The following is a 17,122-nucleotide window of genomic DNA, read 5'->3' on the forward strand; positions in this document are numbered from 1 at the left end:
CCGTGCCCCGGCCTCATCGCCACGGCCGCCGGGCGAGCCACCCGGCGGGCCAGACCAGCAACAGGACGAAGGGGTACGCGAAGAGCGTGTCGATCGCCACCCGGGAGAACTGTGGCCGGTACGTCCAGTCGAGGAGCCAGAGCAGCAGAAGGCTCGGCAGCATGCCGGCCGCGGTGACGAGCGCGACGGCCACGCCACGGTTGCCGAGTCGTACGGTCGCGGCGAGCACCGCTTCCAGGGCGAGTCCGGCCGCGAGGCAACCGCCGACCAGGGCCAGGAACCAGACGTCCGGATTGTGGTCCCAGTAGTAGAACTCGACCGGGGTACCCCACGGCAGGCGGAAGATGTTCCGCCCGCTCCGTTCCACCAGCAGCCCGACGAACGCGGCGACGACACCGGCGGTCGCCTGTGCGGTGAACGCGGCTCCCCGCCGCCGGGTCCACAACCCGGCCAGCAGGCCCGCCACCGGTAGGAGTTGCCAGGCGTACCGGTCCGACCAGTACGGCAGCGGACCGTCGTACCCGGCGAGTACCGGGTAGGCGGTCATCGTCGCGCCGACCAGCGCGCCGAGCAGTACCGCAGCGGCGAAGGCGACGGCTGCCCGGCGCGGCGACGCGGCAGGCCCGCCCACGGCAGGCCCGTCCATGGTCGGCCCGTCCACGCTGGGCCCGCTCCCGTCCCGTTTGCCCACGGCCGGGTCGCCCACGGTTGGCTGTCCTACCGCCGGGCCGGCCGGACCCGTCGGCAACCCGGCTGGGGCCGGCATCGGTGCCGCTGCCGCTGCCGCTGGCGCTGGCAGTGGCAGTGGCGGAGCGGCCTGCGGGGGACGAGCCTCGACCGGTGGCGCCGGGGCGATCGGTGACTGGCCCTCGGCCGGCGGAGCCCAGAGGCTGCCGTGGGCGACGACCAGCTCCGGCTGGTCGATGACCGTCGGCGCCACCCCGAGCGCCCGGTGCAGCATGGTCGCGACCAGCGGGATCCGGCTGGAGCCACCGACCAGGAAGACCCCGGCCAGCCGGTCGGCGGTGACCCCGCTGGCGAACAACGTCGACGTGGTCAGCTCTGCGGTCCGCTCCAGCAACGGCCGGGCCAACTCGTCGAACTCGGCACGGGTGAGATGGACCTCGCGGCTCGGCTCCGGCAGGACGATCGGTGCGGTGGCGACCCGGCTGAGTTGCTCCTTGGCGGCCCGCGCCTCCTGCTGCACCTGCTGCCACCTGCGCCGCTCGACGAGGCCGGCGCCGGTACCGATCGCCTCGGCACCGGCGTGCGCCGCCAGCCAGCCGACGATCGCGGCGTCGATGTCCACGCCGCCCACGTCGTCCAGGCCGGCAGCGGCGCGTACCTCCCAGCCGCCGTCGGCCAGCCGCCGCACCGCACTGATGTCGAACGTGCCGCCCCCGAGGTCGTACACCACGAGCGTGCCGCCCGGCTCCACCCGGTGGCCGAGCACCTCCGTGAAGTAGAGCGCCGCGGCGACCGGCTCGGCCACCAACCGGACCGCGCCGAGCCCCGCATTGGCCGCAGCCTGCGCCAGTACCCCGCGCCGGCCGGCACCCCAACTGGCCGGATGGGTCAGGACCACCGGTCTGGGTACGCCGCCGAGGGCGCGCTGTGCGGTCTGGGCCACCCGGGCGAGCACCGCCCGTACGGCATCCTCCACCGAGGTCTCGACGTCGCCCAGCAGCAACGTCCCGTCAGCGATGTGCCGCTTGGGGTTCGGCTCCGACCGGCCGGGATCGAGCCGGGAACTGCGTAGCGCGTCGTGTCCCACCAGCAGTTGCCCGTCCGGCTGCGCGAACACCGCAGAGGGCAGCAGCGGTGACGCGTCGAACAGCAGCGACTCGATCCGGCCACCCGGCATCCGTACGGCGGCAACGGTGTGCGAGGTGCCGAAGTCGACGCCGAGGGCGGCTGGCGTGGTGGACACGGAACGGACCGTACCAACGATCGGTCGCGCTGTTCGGCCGGGCACGCACCACAGTGGATTGACCGGCGCCGGACTGAGTGAGCAGCGGTGTCTGGCCGGCCGCCGTCCGCCCAGATCAGGCGGTGGTGGCGACCTTCCACAGATAGCCGTCCGGGTCGGCGAAGTAGCCGAAGTAGCCACCCCACTCGGCCGCCGCGGCCTCCTTCACGACCGTCGCGCCGGCCGCCACGGCGGTCGCCATGATCTCGTCCACCTCGGCCCTGGAAGCAACGTTGGAATGCAACGAGACGCCACGGAATCCCGACCCCTCGGGCGAGACACCCGCGTCACCGGCCACCGCGTCCCATTCGTAGAGCGCCAGTGCCGACGAGCCGTCGCCGAGGCGCAACAACACGAAGCCGGGGTAGTCCTTGTCGAGCGCGCAGCCCAGACCCTCGGCGTAGAACTTCCTGGCCCGGGCCACGTCCCTGACACCGATCATGATCGTATTCACCTGTACCTGCATGTTCGCCTCCTCGTGTGGTTCCGGTCCGCGGCCACGCTAAGCGCCACGAGGCTGGTCGGGCTTCTCCGTTCGTGATCGATCCGAACGCCCGGTCGTGGTCCGGCCCGACCCGGAAGTCGTCCGGCTCGGCTGGGAGGTCGTCCGGCCGGCCGGCTGACCTGGCCGCCCCACCGGGTGACGGCGGAGGAAAACCCCAGACCGCCTCCTGTACTGACAAACCACTACTAGTCTGCTGCTCAGAAGATGTCTTCCATCGCCTCAGGCTGCGGGTCTGCGGGCGGCGCGGCGGAGGAGGCGTGGTGAACGGGGCGGAGTCGTTACTGCGTACGCTCGCCGAGGCGGGAGTCGAGGTCTGCTTCAGCAATCCGGGTACGACCGAACTGCACCTGGTCGGTGCGCTCGACGCGGTGCCCGGGGTGCGTGCCGTGCTCGGCCTGTTCGAGGGCGTGGCCACCGGCGCCGCCGACGGGTACGCCCGGATCGCGGGCAAGCCCGCCGCGACGCTGCTGCACCTCGGGCCGGGCCTCGGGCACGGCCTGTCGAACCTGCACAACGCCCGTCGGGCCAACTCGCCGATCGTCAACATCGTCGGCGACCACCCGACCTACCACAAGCCGTACGACCCGCCGCTGGAGTCGGACATCGAGACCGTGGCCCGCTCGTTGCGGGGACCGGTCCGCCGACCCGAGAACGCCGCCGGAGTTCGCCACGACGCGATCTCGGCACTCGCGGAGGCACTCGAACCACCCGGGCAGATCGCCACCCTGATCATGCCTGCGGACGTGTCCTGGGCCGACGGTGTCGCCGTCGGCGGCGACGGGGACCGACCGACGGTGCCGGCTCGACCGGTACCGGCGGTCAGTCCCGCGCTGGTCGACCAGGTCGCCCAGGTGCTGCGAAGCGGCGAGGAGTCGGCGCTGGTCATCGGTGGAACGGCGGGACAGGCCGCCGGGCTGTACGCGGCCAGCCGGATCGCCGCCGCCAGCGGTGCCCGGGTCTTCCTGGAGACCTACGCCAGCCGGGTGGAACACGGGGCGGGGCTGCCCTCGTTCCCGCGACTCGGCTTCTATCCGGAACAGGTCCTGCGCCAGCTGGACGGGGCGCGGCACGTGGTCGTCGCCGGCACCTCCGCACCGGTGGCCTTCTTCGCCTACCCGGACCAACCAAGTCGGCTGGTCCCGGACGGCGCCCAGACCCACGTACTCGCCGAGGCCGGCCAGGACGCGGTCGGTGCGCTGACCGCACTGGCCGACCTGCTCGCCCCCGACAGCCGGCCGGAGGTGACCGAGCCGGCCCGACCGGCGATGCCGACCGGCCCGCTCACCGTCGAGACCTGGCCGGCGGTGATCGGCGCCCTGCTGCCGGACCGGGCGATCGTGATCGACGAGACGATCAGCTCCGGCATCGGACTGCCGGCCGCGACCGCCGGAGCACCGCGCCACGACGTGCTGGCCCAGTGCGGCGGCGCGATGGGCGAGGGCATGCCGCTGGCCATCGGGGCCGCCATCGCCGCACCGGACCGGCCGGTGATCGCGTTGGAGGCCGACGGCTGCGCCATCTACACCCTCTCCGCGCTCTGGACCCAGGCCCGCGAGAACCTGAACGTCACCAACGTGATCCTGAACAACCGGTCGTACGCGATCCTCCGCGAGGAGTGGCAGCACCTCGGCGCCGGGGCGTCGGACCCGCACACCAACAAGCTGCTCGACCTCAGCGGTCCGGAGATCGACTTCGTCGGGCTCGCCCGCGCGTTCGGGGTGGCGGGCAGTCGGGCCAGCACCGCGGAGGAACTCGCCGAGCAGTTCACCCGGGCCCTCGCCGAGCCCGGCCCGCACCTGATCGAGGCGGTCATCCCGCCGACCGCCTGAGCACGGGTGACGCGTACCCGGGCTCTGGCCGCCGCCGTCCCGGGCGCGTTGGCATCTCGACCCGGCTGCTGCACGCCATGTTCTCCGTCGCCGGTGATCGACCCGAGCAGGCGGCGGCGAACGTCGAGTACGTTGCCGCACGCCGCGACGACATCGGCAGCTACTACGACGAGCGGGATCCCCGGCCGCCGAACCCACAGGCGTCTGACCCGGCGACGCAGGACCGGCCGCACGACATGCTCGAACACGTCCTGGCAGTACTCGCCGACCACCCCGCCGAGACAGCCCGCAAGCTCGATGCCTTCGCGGTGATGAACGCCGTCACCGCCGCCTTCGCCCTCAACGAACTCGCCAGTGATGCGACGGCGGCGGACAGCCAACGGCCGCGGCGCCCCGAAGGCTGCCGCGGCCGCTGGAAGGGTGGTGCCGGACGGGTGTCAGTGCCGCCTGGGTGGGACGGCGACGCCCTTGCGGTAGTCCTTGTCCCGACCGTCGGGACGGTAGTTGTTCTCGATGTTGCCGGCCGCGTCGACCGAGAACCAGTGGATCCTGGTCCCGTACGGCACGGTCAGGGTCTCGCCGCCCTCACGGATGCCCGACGAGCCGTAGAGCGTGGACGAGTACGTCGGCCTGCGACCGTCCAGCGTGTAGAAGACCGCCGCCGGCTCGCTCACCTCGAACGTGACGTCCACCATCCCGGGCGTGGCGCTGCTGGTCACCGACAGGTCGCTCTTCGGCCGCTTCCGGTCGGTGTCGAAGTCCCGCGCCACCCGCATCAGCTCGACGAGTCCGTTGGCGAACTCCATCGTCTCGTCGTGCGCCTCGGCCCACTCCGGCTGGAACGAGGTGCCGACCTCGAAGTTCCAGGCGTAGATGCCGTACTTGTACCAGAGCATGTCGCCGGAGTTCCCCGCCGCCGAGTAGAGCACGTCGGAGATCGGGCCGGTCCGGGCCGGCGTGACCGCCATGTTCCGGTGCCGCTTGATCGAGGTCAGGATCCGGGACGAGGCGCCCCAGAAGAACGACTCCTCACCGAGGGTCGGCCGGGGTGCCGAGATCCGGCCCGGCGTGGCGTACGCGCCCGGCGACCACATGAAGTAGTTGCCGGAGGAGTGCAGGTTCATCGAGAACTTGATGTTCGGCCGGGAGGCCAGCCAGTTCAGGTTCTTGTTCTCCGGCTCCGACAGCTCGCTGGGCCCGGAGTAGGTGCCACTGGTGCAGCTCGACGACGCGCCCGAGTACCCGTCGAAGAGGCTGTACTCCGTGTAGTTGCGGTTGTTGTCCACGCCCCAGGAGTTGCGGCCGAGGGCGTCGCCCGAGCTGGCCTGCGAGCAGTGGTTCGTCATGTTCTTGCGCTGCGAGTTGAAGTCGTAGAACGAGTAGTGGCCGCCGTCGGGGTTGATCGACGGAGCGATCCAGATGTCCAGGTTGTCGAGCAGGTCCCTGGTCTTGCGATCGTGGCCGTAGTTGCGCAGCAGCCGCTCGGCGGTCTCGATCGTGACCAGCGGCGGTACCCACTCGCGGGCGTGTTCCTGGGCGTACGCGAGGACACCCAGCTTCTTGGTGCTGCGATCCTTGCCGATCCGGATCGCGTACACCGGGTGCGGGTCGCGCGACACGCTGGCCGGTGCGCTCAGCCCGTCGGTCAGCGCCGTCGGTGCGCCCGCCGCGACCACGCCGTCGCCGACGCTGCCCCGATAGGTGTACGCCACGACGAGCGATCCGGCGCTGGCGTTCAGCGCCGCGACGACCTCGGCGGCGGTGCTGGTCACCGCGCCGGCGGCGTCGGTGGCGAGGCTGACCCGGATCGCGCTGCCGGTCACGCCTACCGACAACGCCCGACCGGCGGCGCCGGGGTCGGCGAGTTCGACAGTGACGTCGTTGCCGCCCTGGTGGCCCCAGGCCCGGGAGTCGACGGCGATCCGGCTCGCGTTCGCGGTGCCGAGTACCGCCTGCGCCTTACGCCGGTAGCCGTTCGTCTTGTACGGCAACTCGACGATCTCGGCCAACTTCGGGTACTGGTCGGCGAGCTGGTGGATCCGGTCGTACAGCTCGGTCGGGGTCAGGTAGCTGGCGACGAAGTCCTTCTGGTAGCCGGGTCCCTCCGGGTTGTCCTTCGGGATGGGCAGCCAGTTGTTCACCTTGGCCACGGTCACCGCCCCGGTCGGGCTGGTGATCTGGATGTAGTTCGGCCGGGCCGTGACGGTGGCGGCGCCACGGTGGTAGAGGTACACCCCGGCGTCCACGAACCGCGAGATGGTCTGGGTACCGCCGGAGCCCATCGGCGTACCGGGGCCGCTGTCGCGGGTGACGGTGAGGGCGTCGGTGGCATCCTGCCCCTGCGCCCACTTCGCCTCGACCGACAGCACCTGGTCGGTGCCGGAGGTGTAGTAGTCGGCCCGGATGATCTTCACATCGGAGGCCACCGGCTGACCGCTCCGGCGGGCCTGGTTCTCGTTGAGCGCCTCGTTCTCCGCGACGTGGGCCGCGATCGTCGCCTCGCGCTCGGCGATCCGCTGCGCCGAGTCGGCGGGCGTGAAGAGCACGGCGCCGAACCGGTAGCCGCTCGCCCGCAGCGTGGCGACCTCGTTCGGGGTGACCACGGCGTGCGCCACGATGCCGTTCTCGGTACGACTCACGTGGTGGTCGAGGTCGACGCCGGTGGCGACGAGACGGTCCAGCTCGTTGCTGTCGGCGAGCAGCACCTCGACGACGCTCGTCGCCTCACCCGCGAGCCGGCCGAGGTCGACGTGCCCGCCGGAGGCGGAGCCTGCCGAATCCGGGCTCGGCGCGACCGCCGAGGCCGGGGTGACCAGCAGCATGCCGGCGATGGCGGCCGTTGCCGTGACGAAGACGTGGCGTCGCCATCGGGGGCCGGGAAGATCTGACATGGCGTTGCAACCTTTCTGCGCAGTTCTCCCTTTCGGGATCGGCCGTCGCACGACGAACCGCTGGATGACACGCAGGATGCGACGCCGCCAGGATCGGCGGCGGTCGTTGCTACTGGCCGGACTAAGTAGATCTTGAAGCCGCTGCGATCGATCTGTCAATCACCAGTCACAGTGGATCAGTCACGCCTGGTAGGCAAGTGGTCGCGCCGTCCGGCGGCATCGACCCCGGTGCGCTCCGGAGGCGGGTGATCCGCCGTACGACGCGTGCGCCGAAGTACGCCGTGACCAGGGCGGTCACCGATCCGGCGGCCCGCAGCGGCTACGCCACGAGCCGGGTGTCGAGTGTCGTCCCCGCCCGTGACATCCCCACGCGTCCGCGCGGCCTGTCGGGGCTGTCCCCATTGTCGCGAGGTGCTCCTGGGGCAGAGTTCCAGGCCGGCCCGGCCAGGAATCCACAGTTGTTCATGAACCGGCCGGGCGGTGGCGCGGACAGACTGTTCAGGACGGATCGGCGGGGAGGACGCCAGTGGAGGACACCGCTCTGATCGCGTCGATCGCCCAGGGCGACCGGAACGCGCTGGCCACGCTCTACACGCGGCACGCGCCCTGGCTACAGGTGCGGTTGCGTCGGCGCTGCGCCGACGACGACGTGGTGGCCGAGGCGTTGCAGGAGACGTTCGTCGCCGCGTGGCGCGGTGCCGGCCGGTGGCGGGGCGACGGGGACGTCGCGGCCTGGCTCTGGGGCATCGCGGTACGCCGGCTGGTCGACCTCGTCGCGAAGCGGCCCCGGCACCGCTCGCTGGCCGGTGTTCCCGACCCCGTGGTGGCCTCCGCCGAGGAGCAGGTCCTGCTCGGGGTGGAGTACGCCGACGTGGCCACCGCGCTCAACCGGCTGTCGCCGGACCTGATCGCCGTGGTGCAGGCGACGGTGCTGGACGGGCTCACCACCAGGGAGGCGGCCCGGCTGCTCCGCATCCCCCAGGGCACGGTCAAGACCCGGATGGCCCGCGCCCGGATGCTGTTGAGGGAGGCGCTGTCATGACCGGATGGCACACTGACGAGGACTGGCTGGCGGCGTACGCCAGGGGTGGCCTCGACCGGGTCCGGGCGGCCTCGGTCGAACAGCACCTGATCGGTTGTGCCACCTGCCGGGCCGCCGTCGCGCCGCACGCCGACGCCGCGTTGCTCGCCCGCGCCTGGACCGGCACGGTCGACGTGCTGGATCGGCTCCGCACGTCGCCGTTCGAGCGGCTGCTGACCGTACTGGGGTTGTCGCCGTCGGCGGCCCGGCTGGCCACCGGCGCATCGGCGGCCCGCCGGGCCTGGGTGGTCGGCTGTGTGCTGGTGGCCGCCTTCGCGATCGTCGCGCGGGACATGGACGGTCGGGCGGCGACCTGGTTCCTCACCGTGGCTCCGCTGGCCCCGCTGACCGGCGTCGCGCTGGCGTACGGGCCGGGGGTGTTCGCCATGCACGAGGTGGTGGCCGCCGCGCCGTACCCCCGGTTGCGGCTGGTCCTGCTGCGTTGCCTGCCGGTACTGCCGACGACGGCGCTGCTGCTGGTCGTGGGTGGGCTGGTCCTGCCGGGCACGGCCGGGGCCGGGCTGTGGCTGCTGCCCGGTCTCGCCCTGGCGACCCTGGGCATGGTCCTGGAACGGGTGGTCGGGGTCCGGGCGGCGGTCGCCGGGCTGGCCGGCCTCTGGATGTGCGGCGTGGCGTCGGCCCGGATCACCACCGGGTCGGTACTGGGCGCCTTCTCCCCGGCGGTGCAGGTGGCCTCCTCGGTGATCGTCGTCGGTACGGTCGTCGTCGCCCTGGTCGGCGCCCGTCGGATCCGAGGTGTGCGGTGACGGACATCCAGCTCACGACGGTGGGCAAGAGCTACGGTCGGCGTCGGGTCCTGGCCGGGATCACCCTCGACGTCGGTACCGGCGTGCTGGGCCTGCTCGGCCCCAACGGTGCGGGCAAGACGACCCTGCTGCGCGTCCTGGCCACCGTCGCCCTGCCCGACACCGGCCGGGTCGAGCTGCTCGGCCGCGATCCCCGGGACCCGTCGGCGCGGGCCGCGATCCGCCGCCGGCTGGGGTACGTGCCACAGCAGACCGGCTTCCCCAGCGGCTTCACCACCTTCGAGTACGTCGACTACGTGGCCATCCTGAAGGAGATGACCGACCGCCGTGCCCGGCACGACGAGGTACGCCGGGTGCTGGATGTGGTCGGCCTGGCCGGGATGGCACGGCGGCGGGTGTGGCGGTTGTCCGGCGGCATGAAGCGGCGCCTGGTCATCGCCCAGGCGCTGCTCGGCGACCCACGGCTGATGATCCTCGACGAGCCGACCGTCGGCCTGGATCCCGAGCAGCGGCTGCGGTTCCGCGACACGATCTCGGCGCTGGCCGAGGACCGCTGCGTGGTGGTGTCCACGCACCAGACCGAGGACGTGACGGCGTTCTGCCCCCGGGTGGTCGTCCTGCACGAGGGCGGCATCCGCTTCGACGGCAGCCCACGGCTGCTGGCCGCCACCGCGACCGGCCGGGTGTGGCGGTCCGACCGGCGCGATCCGGGTGCCCGGCTCGCCTGGCGCACTGGTGACGGCACACTGCGACAGGTGGGCTCGCCACCACCCGGCGCCGAACTGGTCGAGCCGTCGGCGGAGGACGGCTACCTGCTGCTGGTCGGCGAGGCCGAGACCGACGCGGTGCCGGAGGCGGGGACATGACTCTCCTCGGCACGGGGGCGAGGAGTGTGGTGTGGCGGCCGGCGACGTGGGCGCTCGGCGCCGTGGAGGCACGCCGGCTGCTACGCCATCCCGTGTACCCGGTGGCCCTGTCGTACGTCGCCGCCATCGCGGCGGCCGGGATCGTACGCCGCGAGACCGGGCCGGCCGCCAACTTCGGCTACATCGTCGCGGCGCTGGCGCTGCTGCTCGGGTACGCCCCGGCGACCCTGGTGGCCGCCAACCGGGTGGCCGCCGCAACGTTCCGGTCCCGGGTCCGCGAGCCGCTGGACAGCACACCCGTCGACGACCGGCAGCGCACCGTGGCCGTGATCCTCGGACTGGTGCGGGGGCCGGTCCTGGTGGGCCTGGCGACCGCCGGGCTGCTGCTGGTGGTCGGCGAGTTCACCACCCCGTACCCCGAGCGGCGCGTCGACGTGGTGTACCAGCGCACCGCCCTGGAATACCTCCAGTTGCCGGCGTTGGTGCTCGGTGCCGGCCTGCTGGGCGTCGCGGTGGCCCGCTGGCTGCCCTGGCCCGGCGCGCTGCCGTCGACCGTGCTCGTGGTGTGGCTCGGCACGATCGCGACGTACCAGAGTTCCACCACCGGCACGGTGGCCGACCCGGCCTGGTTCGCACTGTGGCCGGTGTGGATAGCCACCGACGAGGGGATGCTGCCCCGGCAGCCGCTCGGGCAGGAGATGTGGCACCTGGCGTACCTGCTCGGGCTCGGACTGCTCGCCGGGGTCGCGGCGCTGCTGCGCACCGACGGGCCGCGTCGGGCGCTCTGGACCACGGCGGCGGTGCTGGGTGCGGCGACGGCGGTCGCGGGCTGGCGGCAGACCGGCTGAAAACCGCGATGCGTGGCGGCCGGGCGGGGAAGGAGGCGGCTCGATGACCGTACCCGGGACAGGGCCGCTCACTCGGGCCGCGTGGCGGCTCGGCGCGGTGGAGGCGCGCCGGATGGTGCGCCATCCCGGGTACCCGGTCGCGATGCTGTACATGGTGGCGTTCGGCACGGCGGTGCTCGTCAACGACGAGGGCGGTCCGCCCGCCAACCAGGCGTACCTCCTCGTCACCCTGAGCCTGCTCCTCGTCTACGCCCCGGCGACGATCGTGGTCGCCAACCGGGTCACCGCCGCCACCTTCCGTTCCCGGGTCCGCGAGCCGCTGGACGGCGCACCGGTCGACGACCGACAACGGGTGGTGGCCGCGATGCTGGGACTGGTGCGCGGCCCGGTCGTGGGCGGGTTCGGCGCCGCCGCTGTGCTGCTGGCGCTCGGCTTCTCCGCCACCCCGCACACCGTGGTGCGCAACGAGGCGGTGTACCAGCGCACGGCACTGGAGTACCTCCAGTTGCCGGCGCTGGTGCTCGGTGCCGGGCTGCTGGGTATCGCGGTGGCCCGCTGGCTGCCCTGGCCGGGCGCGCTGCCGCTGGTCGTGCTCGTGGTGTGGTTCGGCACGATCGCGCTGTACCCGGTCACCACGACGGACCTGACACGCGGCCGGATCTGGTTCGCGCTGTGGCCGGCGTGGTTCGCGGTGCACGAGGGGATGCTGCCCCGGCAGCCGCTCGGGCAGGAGATGTGGCACCTGGCGTACCTGCTCGGGCTCGGACTGCTCGCCGGGGTCGCGGCACTGCTGCGCACCGACGGGCCGCGCCGGGCGCTCTGGACCACCGCGGCGGTGCTGGGTGCGGCGACGGCGGTCGCGGGCCGGCTGCAACTGGGCTGACGGCGGTTCGTCGACACGCCGGTGCTTGCGCGATGTGCACGCTGCCGTTCTGGGCCGGGTGACCAAGAACCGCCGGTGGCGCGGGCCCGGACATGTTCCGTGACCGGGCCTGACAGCCCACCCGCGCCGAGCACGGCATGGCCGGGGTGCGTCCCCACCGACCAGGAGGAGAGTGTGATGTCACACCGATCGTCGGTCCACTTCGGGAACAGGTGCCGGCTCGCGGCGGCCGGCCTCGCGGTCGCCACGCTCGCCGCCGGGCTCGCGGTCGTCGGCTTGGGTGGGCCGGTGACGGCGAGCCAGCGGCTGTGCACCCTGCACCAGCAGCCCGTGCCCGAGAACAGCTACGGCGTCACCACCGGCACGTATCTCGAACCCGGCCAGAGCGTCCAGCTCACCGGCGGCGGCGCGATCTGGGCCGGTGTCTGGCTCACCGGAACCAACGGCCCCGAGGGCTGGTTCAACACCTCCGCGTCGTCGGCCTACCCGCTGCCGGGTGCCCGCGAGTACAGCCTGCTGGCCAGGGCCAACGGCGGCTGGAGCTACATCGGCCAGTACGGCACGGTCACCAACACGGGCAGCACGATCGTGCCGTTGCAGTTGCGTACGAACGACAACATTCCCGGCAACGGCAGCGGAGCGTTCACGGCGACGTACACCACCTGCTACACCGACGGCGACTTCCGGCGTGCCGGGCACGCGAACGGTGTACGCGCGATGGCCAGCGCCGCCGGCCGGCTGTACGCGGTCACCAACGACGACAAGCTCTGGGTACGTGACCCGGTGCCGCAGGACAGCGTCTGGACCCACATCGGTCAGGCGTCCGGGGTACGGGCGCTGGCCGGCACCACGACCCAGCTCTACGCGGCCACCACGGGCAACCAGTTGGTCGTGCGGGGGCTGGAGCCGTGGAACGTGCCGTGGACCGCCATCGGACATGCCTACAACGTCACCACGATGACCCTCCTCGGCGGCAAGCTCTACGCGGTGACCTCCGACGGCCTGCTCTGGGACCGCGACCTCACGCCCGCCGACATCAACTGGCGGCAGATCGGGTCGGCGGTCGGAGTACGGGCACTCGGCGCCAGCGCCACCAACCTGTACGGTGCGACCACCGACAACAACCTCTGGCTACGTCCGCCGGCACCGGTGGCCTCGTGGACCTACCTCCGTCGTGCCTACAACGTCACCGGCCTGGCGTCGGCGTACGGGTACCTCTTCGCCAGCACCAGCGACAACCACCTGCTCTACCGCACCATCCCGGCGACCGGATAGCTCATCCGCGAGGGACGCCGTAACGAGGTGAGGTCCGGCGCCCACATGGACGCCGGACCTCAGGATGGTGCGGTGCCGGGTACGGGCCACACGCCCGTACCCGGCACCCAATTGCTCAGAGCTGTCGGACCCTGACGTTGCGGAACTCGATCACGTCGCTGTTGCCGTGGTTCTGCAACCCGACGAAACCACTCAGGAACTGGCGGAGGTCGGTCGGCGGGTCGCCCGCACGGGACGACTGCTTGCCGGGCGTGTTGTCGAACTCGGCGATCACCACACCGTTACGAACCATGGTGTAGTGCTGGCCGATCACCCGCACCTCGTAGTCGTTCCACTGGTTCTTCGGCGTCACGCCGGCCTTGTCCAAAGTGTTCGGCGCGAAGTTGTAGACCGAGCCGGTCTTCTGCGGCTCGCCGGTCTCGCCGTCGTAGATCTGGATCTCGTGACCGCAGTAGATCGCGACCCAGGCCTGCGAGCTGCGGGCCGATCCGACCGTCCCGCAACTGCCCGGCGGACGCTGTTCCAGCGGCGTCCTCGGGTCCGGGAACCGGACGAAGATCCCGCTGTTGGCCCGCACGTTGTCCGGCGAGATGTCCCGGAACTGCACCCTGATCGAGTAGTTGGCGAGCTGCTGGTCCGCGTACCACAGCATGCCGAGGCCGCCGGAGCTGCGGATCGAGCCGTCGGGCCGGAGTCCGAACGACCCGCCGGGTGCCTGCCGCCAGCCGGCGAGCGACTTCGCCGAACCGTCGAAGATCGGCTGGTACCCGCTGGTGGCGCCGATCGGGGACTGCCGACCGGCCTGGCGCAGCGCCCGCGTCTCGCGGTTGTCGATCACGTGTGCCGCGGTCAGTTCGGCCAGCACCTCGTCGAGGTGGGTGACGAACGAGGCCCGGTTCGGCCAGGTGGTCTCGTCGTCGATCAGGTCGTTGATGGTGCAGCCGCCACCGGTCTGCCGGTTGGCCACCCCGGTGTCGCTGTCCAGCATCCAGACGGTCGGCCGGGCGTCGGCGGCGGTACAGCCCGCGGTCACGTCGACCTTGCCGGTCACGACCTCACCGTCGGCGTAGGTCACCTTCACCGTCGCCTGGAAGGTGCCGTACCGCTTGTAGGTGTGCGTCGGGTGGGCCTGGTGCGACAGCTTGCTACCGTCGCCGAAGTCCCACTCCCAGGCCACCCCGCCGACCTTCGCGGCGGAGAACCCGATGGTCCGGGGCTGGCTCGGCGTCACCGACCGGGCCGTGGCCAGGCTCGGGTTCGGGGTGGCCTGCCCGCCCTGGTACGTGATCCGGATCAGCTTCTGGTTCTGGTGCAGGCTGAAGAAGCCGCCCGCGTAGTCGAGCATGTAGAGCGCGCCGTCCGGGCCGAACTTCGCGTCCATCCAGGACTGGAGCTGGGTGGTGCCGTTGCCGCCCGGGATGATGGCGCGCAGGTCCTCGGCGAAGGCCGGCGCACCCGCCTCCCGGACCGTGTCCGGGTTCACGGTGACCGCGATCCGGTTGTTGGCGTTCGACTGGTCACCGATGAACCACTTGTTGTCCCAGTACGCCGGCCACGCGACGCCGCTGTTCACGTCGACGTTCTCGCGCTGGTAGGTCGGACCGTCCATGATGGCCTGCCCGCCACCGCTCAGGTACGGCTGCGTGAAGGTCGAGTCCTCGGCCTTGTACGTCGGCAGCCCGCTGCCGTCGGTCCGCTTCGGGAAGACCGGTCCGCCACCCTGCGGCGAGTACCAGATCATGTTGTCCCGCACCGGCGGCAGGTTGACCAGACCGGTGTTGCGCGGCGATTCGTTCTTCGGGTTGTCGCAGTCGTACCAGCCGGTCAGCACGTTGGCGTCGGTGTTGCTGCGGTCCCGGTACGGCTGCCGGTTACCCATGCAGTACGGCCAGCCGTGGTTGCCCGCCGAGGTGATGATGGTGGCGGTCTCGTACTTTGCCGGACCGAGGTTCGGGTCCGGGGCACCGGCGTCCGGGCCGACCCACGCGGCGGTGAGCCAGTCGTTGACCGGGTCCCAGGCGATCCGGGCGATGTTGCGGACGCCCATCACGTAGATCTCCGGGCGGGCCTTGCCGCCGCCCTGCTCCTGGCCGGTGAAGAGGTTGCCGTCCGGGATCGTGTAGGTGCCGTCCGCCTCGGGGTGGATGCGGAGGATCTTGCCGTTCAGGTCGTTCGTGTTGCCGGAGGTACGCCGGGCGTCCTGGAACGAGATGCCCGCGTACTCCTGGGTCCAGTTGTTCCCGGAGTAGCCGTTCGACCCGCCGGAGGAGTTGCTGTCACCGCTGCCGATGTAGAGGTTGCCGGACTCGTCGAAGGCCATCCCGCCACCGGCGTGGCAGCAGCTGTGGATCTGGGTGTCCCAGTGCAGCAGGTCCTTGCGGGTACCCTGGTCGATCGTCTGCTGTGCGTGGTCGTAGGTGAACCGGGAGACCGTACGCTGACCGACCCGCCGTTCCCGGTCGATCGACTCGTGCGGCATCCAGTACGCGTAGAACCAGCCGTTCTCCGCGAACTTCGGGTCGAGGGTGATGCCGACCAGGCCCTCCTCGTTCTTCACCAGCTCGCTGCCGCTGCCCCGGTTGCCCATCACCTTGAGCGTGGTCAGCAGCTTGACCTGCTTGGTCTTCGGGTCCCACTGGTGGATGGTGCCGCAGCCCAGACCCACGTTCGGGTTGGCCCAGTCGGCGACCGGCCCGGTGGCGCAGGCGGCCTTGCCGATGTAGAAGACCTTGCCGTCGGGGGCGATGGTCAGGCCGTGCGGCTCACCGATCTGGTCGAGCTGGCCGGACTGGTTGGTGGTGGTCAGCCGCTCGACCCGGTAGTTCGCGGCGATGGTCGCCTGGCAGTCGCCCCGGACCACGCCGGTCGTCCACTGCAACGCGCCGAGCAGGTGGCTGCGGAACCGCGTGTCGGTGGTGTAGCTGGCCTCGGTGCGACCCATCCCGGTGTAGAACGACCGGCCGCCGTCGTAGTCCCGGCACCAGGAGATCGGGTGGAACGCGCCGTTGCCGCCCAGCCCCGCCTGGTAGGTGTTCTCCTTGACCTGGGCGACGGTGTGCACCCGGCCGACCGGGCTCGGGTCCCAGTTCATCCACTGGTCGGAGCGGGTCCAGCTCAGCGGCAGGCCCTTGTTCGCCGGGTGCTGCCGGTCGACCAGGTCGACGACGGCCTGCTGCACCCGGCTCTCCGGCGCCGGTCCCGCGTCCGGGCCGATCAGCCACAGCTCGGCGAGCTGGATCAGCGGCTCACCGCTGTTCGCGGTGATGTTCAGCCGGTAGTACTGGTACGGCTGGGTGTTGGTGAAGGTGTACTGCTTGGTCTGGAACCGTCCCGAGAAGGTCTCCCCGGTCCGGCGGTCCAGGTCCGTCCAGCTCTCGCCGTCGGCCGACCCCTGTAGGGTCCAGTCCCTCGGGTCGCGGCCGGCGAAGTCGTTCGCCGAGGTCAGCGCGTACTGCGCGATCGCCTTCGGGGCGGCGAGCTTGGCCACCACCCAGCCGCTCGGGGTACGGGTCAGCCACTTCGTCCCGGTCGCACCGTCGATCAGGTTCTCGACGATCTCGTTCGGCGGGTTGTTGCCGCTGGCGGTGACGCTCTCGATCTCCTCCGCGTTCGGCAGGGTCGCCGCCGGACGGGTGCCGATCAGACCGGTGAACCACTCGGAGCCGGGCTGCGCGCGGGCCGCGTCGTGGATGCCGAGGAACCCGCCACCCCCCTTGACGTACGCCTGGAAGGCCGCTTCCTGGGCGTCGTTCAGCACCACCCCGTTGGCCGACAGGAACACCACGCTGCGGTAGCGGTCCAGGTTGTCGGCGGTGAAGACCGTCGGGTCGCTGGAGACGTGGACGTTGAAGCCGTTCTCGTTGCCGAGCTGCCGGATCGTGGTGACGGCCCTGGTGACCGGGTCCTCCTGGGACGCCGCCGGGCCGTGGAAGACCAGGACGTTCACCGCGTTGGCGCCCCAGGCCGGCGCGACTCCGCCGACGCTCTCGTCCGGGGCGGCGGCGACCGGCGCGCTGAGCAGGCCGAGCGTGAGGACGGCGCCGGAGACGAGGGCGACCGTGCGGCGGAACGGCACGGCGCCGCGCCGCCGGGGCCGGGAAGCGGAATCGAACGCGGGGGACGGTAGGGCGACGGGGTCGGGGCGATGCCGCCCGACCGATCGGGACAGCGGGAAAAGATGGCGTCGGTGAGCCATTTCTCTCCTCCGT

Annotated in this window: 11 protein-coding genes; 7 read left to right on the plus strand and 4 right to left on the minus strand. The window is 71.6% G+C overall.

Going from position 1 to position 17,122, the window contains the following annotated elements:
• Positions 1 to 13: 13 nt before the first annotated feature.
• Both Pen02_RS15150 and Pen02_RS15155 read right to left on the minus strand, forming a co-directional pair.
• Positions 14 to 1,930, minus strand: a complete 1,917-nt coding sequence (locus Pen02_RS15150; RefSeq protein WP_203866638.1) for an Hsp70 family protein — start codon at positions 1,928 to 1,930, stop codon at positions 14 to 16.
• 115 nt (positions 1,931 to 2,045) lie between these two features.
• Positions 2,046 to 2,435 carry a VOC family protein gene (locus tag Pen02_RS15155; protein ID WP_203866639.1) on the minus strand — a complete coding sequence of 130 codons (390 nt, stop codon included), beginning with the start codon at positions 2,433 to 2,435 and terminating at the stop codon, positions 2,046 to 2,048.
• A gap of 299 nt (positions 2,436 to 2,734) precedes the next feature.
• Here Pen02_RS15155 and Pen02_RS15160 point away from each other — a divergent pair, with 299 nt between their 5' ends.
• Positions 2,735 to 4,303, plus strand: coding sequence for an acetolactate synthase large subunit (locus tag Pen02_RS15160; protein WP_239140702.1), 1,569 nt, complete (start codon positions 2,735 to 2,737; stop codon positions 4,301 to 4,303).
• A 437-nt stretch (positions 4,304 to 4,740) separates the two neighbouring features.
• Here the strand turns inward: Pen02_RS15160 and Pen02_RS15165 are convergent, their stop codons facing one another.
• Positions 4,741 to 7,194 carry a M14 family zinc carboxypeptidase gene (locus Pen02_RS15165; protein WP_203866641.1) on the minus strand — a complete coding sequence of 818 codons (2,454 nt, stop codon included), beginning with the start codon at positions 7,192 to 7,194 and terminating at the stop codon, positions 4,741 to 4,743.
• Between the two features lie 526 nt (positions 7,195 to 7,720).
• Here Pen02_RS15165 and Pen02_RS15170 point away from each other — a divergent pair.
• The 6 genes from Pen02_RS15170 (at position 7,721) to Pen02_RS15195 (ending at position 12,914) form a co-directional block, all read left to right on the plus strand.
• Complete coding sequence (locus tag Pen02_RS15170; RefSeq protein WP_239140703.1) at positions 7,721 to 8,236, plus strand: RNA polymerase sigma factor; 516 nt, start codon at positions 7,721 to 7,723, stop codon at positions 8,234 to 8,236.
• On the plus strand, positions 8,233 to 9,042 hold the full coding sequence (locus tag Pen02_RS42550; RefSeq protein ID WP_203866642.1) for a zf-HC2 domain-containing protein: 810 nt from the start codon (positions 8,233 to 8,235) through the stop codon (positions 9,040 to 9,042). The genes Pen02_RS15170 and Pen02_RS42550 overlap by 4 nt, the downstream gene beginning before the upstream one ends.
• On the plus strand, positions 9,039 to 9,908 hold the full coding sequence (locus Pen02_RS15180) for an ATP-binding cassette domain-containing protein (protein WP_203866643.1): 870 nt from the start codon (positions 9,039 to 9,041) through the stop codon (positions 9,906 to 9,908). Before Pen02_RS42550 ends, Pen02_RS15180 begins: the two co-directional genes overlap by 4 nt.
• Positions 9,905 to 10,756: a hypothetical protein gene (locus tag Pen02_RS15185; protein ID WP_203866644.1), complete on the plus strand. Its 852-nt coding sequence runs from the start codon at positions 9,905 to 9,907 to the stop codon at positions 10,754 to 10,756. The genes Pen02_RS15180 and Pen02_RS15185 overlap by 4 nt, the downstream gene beginning before the upstream one ends.
• Before the next feature lie 43 nt (positions 10,757 to 10,799).
• Positions 10,800 to 11,639 carry a hypothetical protein gene (locus tag Pen02_RS15190; protein WP_203866645.1) on the plus strand — a complete coding sequence of 280 codons (840 nt, stop codon included), beginning with the start codon at positions 10,800 to 10,802 and terminating at the stop codon, positions 11,637 to 11,639.
• 177 nt (positions 11,640 to 11,816) lie between these two features.
• Entirely contained in the window at positions 11,817 to 12,914 is a 1,098-nt protein-coding gene (locus Pen02_RS15195; protein WP_203866646.1) for a hypothetical protein, read from the plus strand.
• A 115-nt stretch (positions 12,915 to 13,029) separates the two neighbouring features.
• Here Pen02_RS15195 and Pen02_RS15200 read toward each other — a convergent pair whose 3' ends face one another.
• Complete coding sequence (locus Pen02_RS15200; RefSeq protein WP_239140713.1) at positions 13,030 to 16,989, minus strand: ThuA domain-containing protein; 3,960 nt, start codon at positions 16,987 to 16,989, stop codon at positions 13,030 to 13,032.
• Positions 16,990 to 17,122 lie beyond the last annotated feature (133 nt).

Origin of the sequence: Plantactinospora endophytica (assembly GCF_016862915.1) — a bacterium.
In the GTDB taxonomy this organism is placed as follows: domain Bacteria; phylum Actinomycetota; class Actinomycetes; order Mycobacteriales; family Micromonosporaceae; genus Plantactinospora; species Plantactinospora endophytica.

Excerpts from the sequence above, each read along its gene's own strand:
- Pen02_RS15195 (WP_203866646.1), top strand. The coding sequence starts at position 11,817 with ATGTCACACCGATCGTCGGTCCACTTCGGGAACAGGTGCCGGCTCGCG.
- Pen02_RS15185 (WP_203866644.1), top strand. The coding sequence starts at position 9,905 with ATGACTCTCCTCGGCACGGGGGCGAGGAGTGTGGTGTGGCGGCCGGCG.
- Pen02_RS15190 (WP_203866645.1), top strand. The coding sequence starts at position 10,800 with ATGACCGTACCCGGGACAGGGCCGCTCACTCGGGCCGCGTGGCGGCTC.
- Pen02_RS15165 (WP_203866641.1), bottom strand. The coding sequence starts at position 7,194 with ATGTCAGATCTTCCCGGCCCCCGATGGCGACGCCACGTCTTCGTCACG.
- Pen02_RS15155 (WP_203866639.1), bottom strand. The coding sequence starts at position 2,435 with ATGCAGGTACAGGTGAATACGATCATGATCGGTGTCAGGGACGTGGCC.
- Pen02_RS42550 (WP_203866642.1), top strand. The coding sequence starts at position 8,233 with ATGACCGGATGGCACACTGACGAGGACTGGCTGGCGGCGTACGCCAGG.